This is a genomic window from Vreelandella sp. ssv, assembly GCF_059448525.1.
In genome coordinates this window covers 2,171,375-2,183,490 of record NZ_CM182545.1, presented here as the reverse complement: position 1 = coordinate 2,183,490, position 12,116 = coordinate 2,171,375, and the positions used below count along the sequence as shown (strand labels likewise).

Sequence of the window (12,116 nt, the reverse complement as noted above, 5' to 3'; positions counted from 1 at the left end):
AATACTATGCATGATGCCAAATACATTCGTCGTCAGCGGCTCAAGTTAATACTTATTTTTGTCATATTCGCGGCACCCATGGTCGCCGCTTGGGGGATGGTGGAGCTTCGTATTGGCATACCTGATCGCCATACAGCGCATGGCGATGTCGAACTTGCGTTACCTATGCTTGATAAATGGCCCTTGACAACGTTCGCTGAGAACGAAGAAGACGAGTGGATTCTGGCATTTGATTGCACCCAGCAGTGTGAAGTGCGTCAGGATGAACTGTGGAGAGTTCACCGTGCTTTAGGAAGCGAGGCGCCTAGACTAAAGCGTCTAAGAATCGGCGGAAGTCCTGAACCGCTACCGGGAGAAGCAGCCAGCGAGTGGCAGCGCTTACCCACTTGGCATAAAGAAAACTCAGTTTGGTTGCTCGATCCTTCGGGGCGTCCGGCATTGGCATTTGATCAAAATGTCGCGACCAAATACTTGCTCGACGACATTCAGCACCTTTTTAAAGTCAACCCTCAGTGACGTGCACTAACCTCTCTTGCTAGGGGAATACCATGGACGATGTATACGGGCGCCGTTTGAAGTGGTTAGTGCGATTGACGTTGATAGGAACTCTTTTTACCGCAGTGGTTATGTTAGTTGGTGCATGGACACGATTAGTCGATGCTGGTCTGGGTTGCCCTGATTGGCCTGGGTGCTATGGAAAACTGATAGTCCCTGATAGTGACCTTACCACGCTGCGTCACCCAGATGTGCCTTTGGAACCCTTTAAAGCATGGGTGGAAATGATCCATCGTTATATCGCTAGCGTGCTTGGATTAGTGGTGCTGAGCGTTGTTGCGTTAGGTTGGCCGTTACGCCAGCGGGGCGGTTATCCATGGCGTCTAAGCTTGACGCTCCTGGCGGTGATTATATTGCAAGGTGCCTTCGGTGCTTTCACGGTGACGCTTAAGCTATGGCCACAAGTGGTTACCCTTCATCTTTTGGGTGGGCTAAATGTGTTGCTACTTTTTTTTGGGTTGCACCTTCGTTTACGTCGCGCTCACAGAAGTCCAATAAGTGAACCTCGTCGAGCTGATTTCTGGTGGGGAGTTGCGGCTTGTTTACTCGTAGGACAATTAGCTTTAGGAGGGTGGGTATCCACTAACTATGCAGGCATCGCTTGCCAAGGGTTCCCCACTTGCAATGGCCAATGGTGGCCTGAATTAGATTTAAGCGAGGGTTTTCATCTTACCCAAACGGTGGGTCCAAATTACTTGCATGGCCAGTTACATGCCGAGGCTCGCATCGCGATTCATGTTGTTCATCGCCTAGGCGCCTTCGCTTTAGGGGTGGGATTGTTAGTGCTTTGGTGGCGCCATCGACATTGGCAGTATGTCGCTAAACCACTCGCGGTCGTCGTTTTTCTTTATGCTTTGCAAGCCCTTTTAGGCATCGCCAATGTGTTGTTATGGCTACCTTTATGGCTGGCATTGCTGCATACGGCAGGCGCCATCGCATTATCTCTTGGGCTCGTTTGGGCATGGTGGTGTTGGCGCTACCATGAGGATGGCGTTTACTCAGAGACGCCTCGTACGATTTATAGCAACGTTATCGTTGACTGAAGGGGTCAGGCTGCTATGCGAAATGTAACAATGACACAGTCTGCACCCCTGCCTCACGTGGCATGGGGCTGGAGAGAGCTACTCGGGCTCTGCAAATTAAAAGTGGTGGCTGTGATGTTGGTGTGTGCCGCCGTGGGGGCGGCGTTAGCAACTCCAGGCCTGCCACCGATGTCAAACGTTCTCTTTGGCCTAGTCGGTATCGGCTTAGCTTCCTGCGGTGCGGCTGCTTTTAATCACGTTGTGGATCGCCATTTTGATGCAGTAATGACGCGTACCTCACGCCGCCCGGTTGCTAGCAAGCGGCTGCCTGTGCCGGTAGCGCTTGGGTGGGCGAGTCTACTTGCCGTATTGGGTTTGGCGCTATTGGCTTGGCAGGTTAATCAACTAACGGCCATACTCACCTTTGCTTCCGTGATTGGTTATGCGCTGATTTATACTGCTTTTCTCAAGCGGGCAACGCCTCAAAATATCGTTATTGGCGGTGTGGCTGGCGCGGCACCACCGCTGTTGGGGTGGGTTGCGATTACGGGGCAAGTCTCACCTGAACCGCTGCTATTGATGTTAATTATTTTTGCTTGGACCCCACCACATTTCTGGGCTCTCGCTATTCATAAGTGTGACGACTATGCACTAGCGGGAATTCCAATGTTGCCCGTTACTCACGGCATTCCATTTACGCGGCTGCAAATTTGGTTGTATGGCTGGCTGACGGTATTAGCTACTTTGCTACCGGTAATGATTGGTATGAGTGGCGTTCTCTATTTGTTCATTGTGCTATGCCTGAATGCGCGGTTCATGTTCTGGAATTGGCGTGTATGGCGCGGACAAGATCCCGCTGCACCAATCAGTGCATTTTGGTTCTCCATTCGCTATCTGCTAGGTGTTTTCGCTGCACTGTTACTTGATCACTATGCTTCGGCGCTTGCTTGGTAATCCAGCGGAGAAAGGTGTTCGGTGGAACAACCATTTAGCTTGAGGGCGCTCACGTGTGGATCACATTGGCTTAATGGTGGTATAAGGGGGTACAATTTTCGTCAAGTAATTTATACGTTTAATGAGGAATTTCATGAATTCGACGGGAGCGCTAATTTTACTAGCGGTGGCGATTGCAGTAATAGCAGGGTTGTGTTTTTACGCATGGACTCTACGCAAAGAAATTAACCGCCGAGAAGCTTACCGACGTGATGAAGATGCTCGCGCTCAACAAAATAGCTTAGAAAACCTTGATTACGTGGCCAGCGCGCTCGTGCAAGAGCAGGTTGATATTACTGAGGGAGCTTGGCGATGCAAGGTATTACTTGAAATTGTCGATCCTAGTTTAACCGAGAGGAGTGAGTTTCAGGCATTTGCTGAGCACTACAGCCGCACTCGTCACTTAAAAACGCATTCTGCTCGCCAGCAATTGACCGCTCGAGAGCGTATGCAGGAAGACAAAGAGCGATTGATGGTAGAAAATGATATGCGCGAAGAGGTTCTAGAAGCCGCCAGACAAGTCCTGAAGTGGCGTGCCAAAGGTTCAAGTGCGCTGCATTAAACAACGGTTTTGGCGACTTTTAGTCGCCAAAAAGCATAGCATGCTATTTTTTAGTGCCCATTGTGGCAATTTTGCTATGCTGAGTGATGTCGGTATTGGCAAGAAGTTGATATCTTGGCATTGTTGCCTTCTTGCGCTTAAGCGTTAATGATAGGCACACCGTTCTATGTCGACTGGGTGTTAGGTGATTAGTACGTCATTATTAGTACTGGGAGCTTGGTGCCATTGTCAGCGATGTAGAGCAGGCGAAAAATGGATGCTCTCGCAATAAGAAGCATTGGATAGATTTGGTCAATTATGACCATTTCAGCATTGGATCAAGAAGGAGTCTTGCATGAAAAAATCAACGACTGGCTTGCTAATCGGTTCCGCACTGGTAGTAGGTCTATCTGGCTGTGCTAGCTCGGCCTCACAGTCCTCCAGCCAATCAAGTGCTAGCAGCGACCGCAGCTGGTACCAACACCCTGCAGTATGTGGTTTAGCAGGTAGTTTGATCGGTGGCAGCATTGGCTATGCCACCAGCAGTAGTTCTGACGAAGAAAGCGGTGCTGCTACCGGTGCTGTTGCCGGTGCTGCTATCGGCGGTCTGCTATGTGCTGACCGTACTCCTGAGCCGGTTGCTCCGCAGTGCCCAAGCTATGGTGAAGTACCTGCAGGCGTTGCTGTCGACGCCGAAGGTTGCCCGCTAGATTCTGACGGCGACGGTGTGCCTGACTACCGTGACCAGTGCCCAGGCACACCAGCTGGCGTTGAAGTTAATGCCAACGGTTGCCCGCTTGATTCCGATAACGACGGTGTTCCGGATTACCGTGATCAGTGCCCGAACACGCCAGCAGGCGTAGAAGTTAACGCACTGGGTTGCCCGGATAGCGTTGTACTACAAGAAGTTAACTTCGAATTTGACTCTGCACAACTGACTTCTAACGCACAAAGCGTACTGAACGGTGTTGCTGAGCGTCTGGTTAATAACCCAGACGTACGTGTTAGCATCGAAGGCCATACTGATTCACGCGGTTCTGACGAGTATAATAAAAACTTGTCACAAGAACGTGCACAATCTGTTGCTAACTACTTAGCAAGCCGTGGCGTGCAAGCCAACCGTATGCGTGCGGTAGGTTACGGTGAAGAGCAACCGATCGCTTCCAACGAAACTGAAGAAGGTCGCTTCCAGAACCGTCGCGTTGAACTGGATGAGTGGAACTAAGTCCACTTATCTTCTGAGGTTTGTAGACGCCCTATAACCGGCTAACTGCAATCCACAGGTAAAGAAACGGGAGGCTTATGCCTCCCGTTTTTATTTTAAGTCTGCTAGGCTTGGCGCTGTTTAATAGTGATACATTTTGCACCTCCCAAGACCATTGATAGCGAAATGTGATCCTTGGTATGGATCACCACTGCGCTCAAGGAACCTGAATGCCTATTGTTACTCTGCCTGACGGCAGTCAAAGAACGTTTGAAGCACCGCTGACCATTATGCAGCTCGCAGAATCCATTGGCCCTGGTTTGGCTAAGGCCTGTATCGCTGGAAAGATCGATGGTGTGCTGGTGGATGCCGCTGACCTAATCGAGCAAGATGCAACAGTTGCGATAATTACCGCCCGTGATGATGAAGGGTTGGAAATTATTCGCCACTCTTGCGCTCACCTTGTTGGTCATGCGGTTAAGCAGATGTATCCCGAGGCCAAGATGGCCATCGGACCAGTCATTGATGACGGTTTTTATTACGATATTGAATTTGGTCAACCCGTCACCCCGGAAGACTTGGAGGCGATCGAGGCTCGCATGCAATCGTTGATTGAGCGCGAGTACGATGTTATCCGCGAATACGTGGATCGCGACCAGGCAATGCTGACTTTTTTACACCGCGATGAACCATATAAGCAGGAAATTATTCGCGATATTCCTGATGACGCGACAATTCGGCTTTATCATCACGAAGAATACACTGACATGTGCCGCGGTCCGCATGTGCCGAATACCCGCCACTTAAAAGCCTTCAAGCTGACCAAGTTGGCCGGTGCTTATTGGCGCGGAGACGCTGCCAACACTATGCTGACGCGTATTTATGGCACCGCATGGGGCGACAAGAAACAGCTTAAGGCTTACGTCAAACGTCTTGAAGAGGCGGAGAAGCGCGATCATCGTAAGTTAGCGCGCCGGCTGGATCTCTTCCATATGCAGGAAGAGGCGCCGGGGATGATTTTTTGGCATCCAAACGGCTGGGCGCTGTGGCAGCAGATCGAGCAATATATGCGAAACGTCTACAAAGAGGGGGGGTACCAAGAAATACGCTGTCCTCAGATTATGGACGTATCGCTTTGGAAAAAATCAGGGCACTGGGATAACTACGCGGACGGCATGTTCTTTACTGAATCCGAAAAGCGTGAGTATGCCCTTAAGCCGATGAACTGCCCTGGGCATGTTCAGGTGTTTAATTCTGGTTTGCGCAGCTATCGCGAATTGCCCGTTCGTTTTGGTGAGTTTGGTGGATGCCACCGTAACGAGCCTTCAGGTGCTTTGCACGGCATTATGCGTGTGCGGGCATTTACCCAAGATGATGGCCATGTTTTTTGTACGGAAGCTCAAGTTGAGCCGGAAGTGACTGATTTTCATCGCCAGGCATTAAAGGTGTATAGTGATTTTGGCTTTGAAGATATAGCCATTAAAATTGCTCTTCGCCCAGACAAACGCATTGGCAGTGATGAGGTTTGGGATCGGGCAGAAGATGCGCTGCGTAGCGCATTGAAAACCTGTGACGTTGAATGGCAGGAACTTCCTGGCGAAGGCGCTTTCTACGGCCCCAAGATCGAATACCATATGAAAGACTGCCTGGGGCGTGAATGGCAGGTCGGCACTATGCAGGTCGATTTTATGATGCCAGAGCGGCTTGGGGCCCAGTATGTGACTGAAGAAGGCCAGCGCAAGTCGCCGGTAATGTTACATCGTGCTATTGTAGGGTCCATGGAGCGCTTCATTGGCATCTTGATTGAACATTATGCGGGCGCTATGCCATTATGGCTTGCGCCACAGCAGGCGGTTGTCATGATTATTACCGATTCACAGCGAGAATATGCGCTTGATTTGGAGAAACGCCTGCAAAAAAGTGGCTTACGTGTTAAAGCGGACTTGAGGAACGAGAAGATCGGCTTTAAAATCCGTGAGCATACGTTACAGAAAGTTCCCTATCTCCTTGTGGTAGGAGATAAGGAAGTCGAAGCTGACTCAGTGGCCGTGCGAACACGCAGCGGCGAAAACCTCGGTACAATGACGGTCGATGAGTTTATTGAACGCCATACTGTCGAGAGAGCAGCCCTGGCGACATCGTCAATTGCCTAAGGAGACGGAACGATCAAGAGAAGCAACCAGCGCGGGCGTCCAGCAGACAAACGCCCACCAATGAACGAGCGAATTGTCGAAGAAGAAGTACGTCTTATTGGTAGCGACGGTGAGCAGTTGGGTGTCGTGCCCACCACCGAAGCGCTAGAGCGTGCTGAATCTGAAAGCTTAGACCTCGTGCAAATTTCGAATGCCGACCCCATCGTCTGTAAGATTATGGATTACGGCAAGTTCGTTTTTGAGACCAAGAAGCAGAAAGCGGCTCAAAAGAAGAAGCAGAAGCAAATCCAGGTCAAGGAAGTCAAATTCCGTCCTGGCACCGATGAAGGCGATTATCAGGTCAAGCTTAAAAACCTGACGCGCTTTTTGGAAGGTGGTGACAAGGGCAAAGTCACACTGCGCTTCCGTGGTCGTGAAATGGCGCACCAGGACATCGGTCGTAAGCTGATGGAAAGGATTGCGGCAGACCTGGAAGAGATCGGAGCGGTAGAGGCATTTCCAAAAATGGAAGGCCGCCAGATGATCATGATTATTGCCCCGAAAAAGAAGTGATCCAACGGCGATGTCAACGGGCCACCGTTAAACCGGTGGTCGGCCCTGGGTTTTCTAAAAAATATCGAGCGGAGTTTTCCTCATGCCGAAAATCAAAAGCAACAGTGGCGCTGCCAAGCGCTTCAAGAAGACTGCTAATGGCTTTAAGCACAAGCAGTCTCACCGTAGCCACATCTTGACCAAGAAAACGACCAAGCGTAAGCGTCAACTGCGTGGGATGAAGCAAATCCACGCGTCTGACAAAGCGCTTATCCAGCGTATGCTGCCGAATCTGTAAGTCGGGTTTTCGTTTTTCTGGGTGCACAATTTTTTGCCCCAGCCTTAAAGTCAGGAGTGTGTTATGACTCGAGTTAAACGTGGCGTAGTAGCGCGTCGTCGCCATAAAAAAGTATTGAAGCTTGCTAAAGGTTACTACGGTGCCCGTTCGCGCGTTTTCCGCGTTGCTAAGCAAGCCGTTATTAAAGCTGGTCAGTATGCCTATCGTGACCGTCGCAACCGTAAGCGCCAATTCCGCGCGCTATGGATCCAGCGTATCAACGCCGGTGCACGTATTAACGGTATGTCTTACAGCCGCTTTGTCGGCGGTCTTAAGAAAGCCGGTATCGAAATCGACCGTAAAGTATTGGCCGATTTGGCAGTACACGAGAAGGCTGCATTTGCTGCCATCGTGGAAAAAGCCAAGGCTGCCCAATAAGGTAGTTTGTGATGGGCTTTTGCCCGTGCAACGTGCCTGAGGTCATTTAAGAGTGACCCATCCAGGGGAAGAGCAGCCGCTCTTCCCCTGTTTTTTTGTCACCTTCAACGTGCCACGCCATCTTCAGGGATGGACACCGCTTAATTCGGAGTGAAACGGATGGATCACCTTCCTACTCTGGTATCTGAGGCTCGCGACGCCATTCAGGCTGCGCAGAGTGTCGCCGCACTAGACGAGTTACGAGTACGCTACTTAGGTAAGAAAGGTGAGGTAACTGCCTTGCTGAAAGGCCTGGGGAAACTGTCAGCCGAAGAGCGCCCGGCAGCGGGTGAGCGTATTAATCAGGCCAAGCATACCCTAGCCGACGAAATTGATGCCAAGCGTCAGCAGCTTGAAAGTGCTGCGCTGAATGCGCGTTTGGCTGCTGAAAGTATAGATGTCACATTGCCTGGGCGTGGCCAAGCCGAGGGCGGACTGCACCCTGTGACGCGGACGCTTGAGCGTATAGAGGGACTGTTCACTCGTATTGGTTATGATGTGGCGGTAGGGCCTGAGATTGAGGATGACTATCACAATTTCGAAGCCCTCAATATTCCTGCCCATCATCCCGCTCGCGGTATGGCTGATACCTTCTATTTTGATGCCACACGCCTGCTCCGTACTCACACCTCGCCGGTGCAAGTGCGCACGATGAAAAACAGTGAGCCCCCCATCCGTATTGTTTGCCCTGGGCGCGTCTATCGTAGCGACTCAGATCTGACCCACACGCCCATGTTCCATCAAGTCGAGGGGCTGTTGGTCGATGAGGGCGTTAGCTTTGCCGATCTCAAAGGTACGATCGAAGATTTTTTGCAGGCATTTTTCGAGCGCGATGATCTTTCTGTACGTTTTCGTCCTTCTTACTTTCCATTCACAGAACCTTCCGCGGAAGTGGATATTCAGTGCGTGATGTGTAGTGGGTCAGGCTGTCGCGTCTGTTCCCATAGCGGTTGGCTGGAAGTGATGGGTTGCGGCATGGTTCATCCTGAAGTGTTCAGGCATTCGGGTATCGATACTGAGCGCTATACTGGTTTTGCCTTCGGAATGGGGGCTGAGCGTTTGGCAATGCTGCGCTACGGCGTAAATGATTTACGCCTGTTTTTTGAAAACGATCTGCGTTTTTTACGTCAATTCGCTTAAGGCCGCCGCCGAATACAGGATCAACGATGAAATTTTCAGAACAGTGGCTGCGCGAGTGGGTATCGCCGCAGCTTGAAACGCAGGCTATGGCCGACCAAATCACCATGGCGGGTTTGGAAGTCGACGCTGTTGAAGCGGTAGCAGCCGAATTCAGCGGTGTCGTGGTGGCTGAGGTGCTGAGTAAAGAGAAGCACCCTGACGCGGACAAGCTCAATGTGTGCACCGTTGATGACGGTAGTGGGGAACCTGTTCAGGTTGTCTGCGGAGCCCCCAATGTCGATGTTGGTCAGAAAATTCCCTTTGCCCAGGTAGGTGGCGTACTGCCAGGTGATTTCAAAATCAAAAAAGCCAAACTGCGCGGCGTTGAGTCGCGTGGGATGATCTGTTCTGCATCGGAGCTTGGGCTTGAAGAAGAGACTTCGCCCGGCATTCTGGTGCTGTCGTCCTCCGCACCAGTGGGTATCGATTTCAGAGAGTTCATGCATTTTAACGACATGACGATTGAGGTCGATCTGACGCCCAATCGCGGTGACTGCCTAAGCATTAAGGGGCTGTCCCGTGAAGTTGGTGTGCTAAACCGATTGCCGGTTAAGGGGCCAATAATAGAGCCGGTGGCTGCTGAGATTCAGGATAGCTTCGCGGTTAGAATTGAAGCACCTGAGCAGTGTCCGCGCTATATCGGCCGTGTGATTAAGGGCGTCAATGTTAAGGCTGAAACACCCCTTTGGATGGTTGAGCGTCTGCGTCGCAGTGGCGTACGTTCTATTGACCCAGTGGTGGATATTACCAACTACGTCATGCTGGAATTAGGCCAGCCAATGCACGCTTTTGATCGTGACAACCTGCAAGGGGGCATGGTTGTGCGAATGGCTAAGCCAGGCGAGAAACTAACGCTGCTGGATGGTAATAATATAGCGTTGCGCCCTGAAACACTGGTTATCGCCGATCATTCTGGGCCGCTTGCCATGGCAGGAGTGATGGGGGGTGAAAACTCCGGCGTTAATGAAAATACCCGAACTATTTTTCTTGAGTCAGCCTTCTTTACGCCGCTTGCGATTGCAGGCCAAGCTCGCTCTTACGGATTGCACACTGATGCATCACATCGCTTTGAACGCGGCGTCGATCCGCAGTTAACGCCAGTTGCCGTCGAGCGGGCTACTCAGCTTTTAATTGAGATTTGTGGTGGTCAGGCTGGGCCTGTTGTTGAAGAGAAAAGTGCTGAGCATATGCCCGCAGAGCGCGCCATCATATTGCGCAGCAAGCGTTTGGAACAAGCGCTTTCCAAGACCCTCGACAGCGATGACGTGAGCGATATTCTTCAGCGTCTTGGGCTTGATGTCAGCATGCAAAGTGCCGATTGGGCAGTCACTGCACCCAGTTGGCGCTTCGACCTTGCCATTGAGGAAGACCTCATCGAAGAGGTGGCGCGCATCCATGGCTATAATAATTTGCCAGTACGTCGTCCGTCGGCACGCTTAGCGCTTCGTTCTGCGAATGAGGCGACACTCACTCAGTCGCGTCTGCGTCGTCAGATGGTTGCCCGTGGCTTTCAAGAAGCGATTACCTACAGCTTTGTCGCGCCTGAGTTGCAAGCGACGCTGTTGCCGCATGCCGTCACACCCGTGCTTGCCAATCCCATCTCGGCTGATTTGTCGGTAATGCGCGCAAGCTTATTTCCTGGCCTTGTTCGCGCCATGGAATACAACCTCAATCGTCAGCAAACCCGCGTGCGTTTATTTGAAACCGGGCTAGTATTTAACGGCGAGTTGGATGCTTTGTCGCAGGTACCGATGCTGGGTGCATTAGTGTGTGGCCCGCGTGAAGCCGAAGGATGGAGTGGCGCAAAAGACCGCGTCGACTTTTATGATCTGAAAGGTGATCTAGAAAGCGTCATCGCCTTGGGTGGTGATGCCGATGCTTGGCGGTTTGAGCCCGCAGAGCACCCTGCGCTTCATCCTGGCCAAAGTGCGCAGCTGTTGCATAACGGTAAACCTGCGGGCTGGATTGGTACACTGCACCCACAAGTACGAGCAACGCTGGGCCTGAAAATGGATGCTGTGTTGTTTGAAGTACGCTTGGATATGCTAAGCCAGGGTAGTGTGCCTGCCTTTGAACCGTTATCGCGCTTTCCAGAGGTGCGCCGTGATTTGGCGTTTATACTCAAGGAAGCCACTCCTGTTCAATCGTTGCTGGATTGTGCAAAAGAGCAAGCGGGGGATTATCTGCAGGATATCAAACTATTTGATGTTTATGCGGGTAAAGGGGTCGCTGAAGGACACAAGAGTATTGCGTTGGGCTTGACCTGGCAGCATCCATCGCGCACGCTAAACGATGAAGAAATCAACCAGTTGGTCGATTCAATTGTGACACAAGTGCGTGTCAAGCTGGATGCTGAGCTGCGCGGCTAGTAAGTAACTTAAGCTACTGCTTAGGCCACGCCACGATGCTTATCACGTTCTTGGCAATGCGTTTGCTACTGTACGGTTGATACGGTGCGTTTGACGCTGTATCTGCTTCAAGGATAAGGAGAAACCTTATGGGTGCGTTGACCAAAGCAGAATTAGCTGAGCATTTGCATGCTGAGCTAGCCCTGTCCAAACGAGAAGCGAAGGCCATGGTCGAAGCTTTTTTTGAAGAGATTCGAGCCTGTCTCCGTGAGAATGAACAGGTGAAGTTATCCGGATTTGGTAACTTTGATCTGCGTGATAAGCGCGAGCGACCAGGACGAAACCCCAAAACCGGTGAAGAAATTCCGATTTCTGCGCGGCGGGTGGTAACGTTCCGTCCAGGGCAAAAGCTCAAGCAGCAGGTAGAGCATTACGTGGGTGGCGAGTAATATTTTTTCAGTTTAGGCATATGAGCTTTGTCTAATATCGTCTTATCCTCAAAAAGGAGTGCCTTTGGGCGCTCCTTTTTGTTTTGGTAATAAGTCCAGAGTCGCGAGACTATGTATGTGGCTAGTGCAGCTACACGCTACCGCCTTCAATTAGCCACGCTATTACCACTTTAATGATGTAACCCAGCATGCCAGCACCCAGTACGACAAACAGCATGATGGTGCCAAATTTGCCAGCGTTGGACTTTTTAGCCAAGTCCCAAATAATAAAGCACATAAATATAATTAGCCCACCAACCATGATTGGAGTAATCCACGTCTCAAAAGTTTGCTGCATAGGGACTCCTAAATGTTGTGTGTAGGCCGCGCATTGCGGGTTGTGTGTTT

At 51.1% G+C, this 12,116-nt stretch carries 13 protein-coding genes; 12 read left to right on the top strand and 1 reads right to left on the bottom strand.

What is annotated here, in order from left to right; all coding sequences use genetic code 11:
* The first annotated feature begins 6 nt into the window (after positions 1-6).
* From AC5TBW_RS10035 to AC5TBW_RS09980, 12 genes are all read left to right on the top strand, one after another.
* A complete protein-coding gene (locus AC5TBW_RS10035) occupies positions 7-516 on the top strand; it encodes a redox-active disulfide-containing membrane protein (RefSeq protein ID WP_495508448.1) in 510 nt (169 codons plus the stop codon).
* 32 nt (positions 517-548) lie between these two features.
* Positions 549-1,598 carry a COX15/CtaA family protein gene (locus AC5TBW_RS10030; RefSeq protein ID WP_495508447.1) on the top strand — a complete coding sequence of 350 codons (1,050 nt, stop codon included), beginning with the start codon at positions 549-551 and terminating at the stop codon, positions 1,596-1,598.
* A 15-nt stretch (positions 1,599-1,613) separates the two neighbouring features.
* The gene (gene cyoE / locus AC5TBW_RS10025) at positions 1,614-2,531 is read left to right on the top strand and encodes a heme o synthase (protein WP_495508446.1); all 918 of its coding nucleotides are present in this window, start codon (positions 1,614-1,616) and stop codon (positions 2,529-2,531) included.
* A 133-nt stretch (positions 2,532-2,664) separates the two neighbouring features.
* Positions 2,665-3,132 carry a DUF2489 domain-containing protein gene (locus AC5TBW_RS10020; RefSeq protein WP_495508445.1) on the top strand — a complete coding sequence of 156 codons (468 nt, stop codon included), beginning with the start codon at positions 2,665-2,667 and terminating at the stop codon, positions 3,130-3,132.
* A gap of 334 nt (positions 3,133-3,466) precedes the next feature.
* The gene (locus AC5TBW_RS10015) at positions 3,467-4,336 is read left to right on the top strand and encodes an OmpA family protein (RefSeq protein WP_495508444.1); all 870 of its coding nucleotides are present in this window, start codon (positions 3,467-3,469) and stop codon (positions 4,334-4,336) included.
* 209 nt (positions 4,337-4,545) lie between these two features.
* A complete protein-coding gene (gene thrS, locus AC5TBW_RS10010; protein ID WP_495508443.1) occupies positions 4,546-6,468 on the top strand; it encodes a threonine--tRNA ligase in 1,923 nt (640 codons plus the stop codon).
* 60 nt (positions 6,469-6,528) lie between these two features.
* Complete coding sequence (gene infC / locus AC5TBW_RS10005; protein WP_007114346.1) at positions 6,529-7,020, top strand: translation initiation factor IF-3; 492 nt, start codon at positions 6,529-6,531, stop codon at positions 7,018-7,020.
* Positions 7,021-7,102: 82 nt separating this feature from the next.
* On the top strand, positions 7,103-7,297 hold the full coding sequence (rpmI, locus tag AC5TBW_RS10000; RefSeq protein ID WP_007114345.1) for a 50S ribosomal protein L35: 195 nt from the start codon (positions 7,103-7,105) through the stop codon (positions 7,295-7,297).
* Positions 7,298-7,360: 63 nt separating this feature from the next.
* Complete coding sequence (gene rplT, locus AC5TBW_RS09995) at positions 7,361-7,714, top strand: 50S ribosomal protein L20 (RefSeq protein ID WP_078087679.1); 354 nt, start codon at positions 7,361-7,363, stop codon at positions 7,712-7,714.
* Positions 7,715-7,873: 159 nt separating this feature from the next.
* Complete coding sequence (gene pheS / locus AC5TBW_RS09990; RefSeq protein ID WP_495508442.1) at positions 7,874-8,893, top strand: phenylalanine--tRNA ligase subunit alpha; 1,020 nt, start codon at positions 7,874-7,876, stop codon at positions 8,891-8,893.
* A 26-nt stretch (positions 8,894-8,919) separates the two neighbouring features.
* Positions 8,920-11,301, top strand: coding sequence for a phenylalanine--tRNA ligase subunit beta (pheT, locus tag AC5TBW_RS09985; protein WP_495508441.1), 2,382 nt, complete (start codon positions 8,920-8,922; stop codon positions 11,299-11,301).
* Positions 11,302-11,429: 128 nt separating this feature from the next.
* Positions 11,430-11,729 carry an integration host factor subunit alpha gene (locus AC5TBW_RS09980; RefSeq protein ID WP_035579533.1) on the top strand — a complete coding sequence of 100 codons (300 nt, stop codon included), beginning with the start codon at positions 11,430-11,432 and terminating at the stop codon, positions 11,727-11,729.
* A 130-nt stretch (positions 11,730-11,859) separates the two neighbouring features.
* Here the strand turns inward: AC5TBW_RS09980 and AC5TBW_RS09975 are convergent, their stop codons facing one another.
* On the bottom strand, positions 11,860-12,066 hold the full coding sequence (locus AC5TBW_RS09975; protein ID WP_495508440.1) for a DUF2788 domain-containing protein: 207 nt from the start codon (positions 12,064-12,066) through the stop codon (positions 11,860-11,862).
* Positions 12,067-12,116 lie beyond the last annotated feature (50 nt).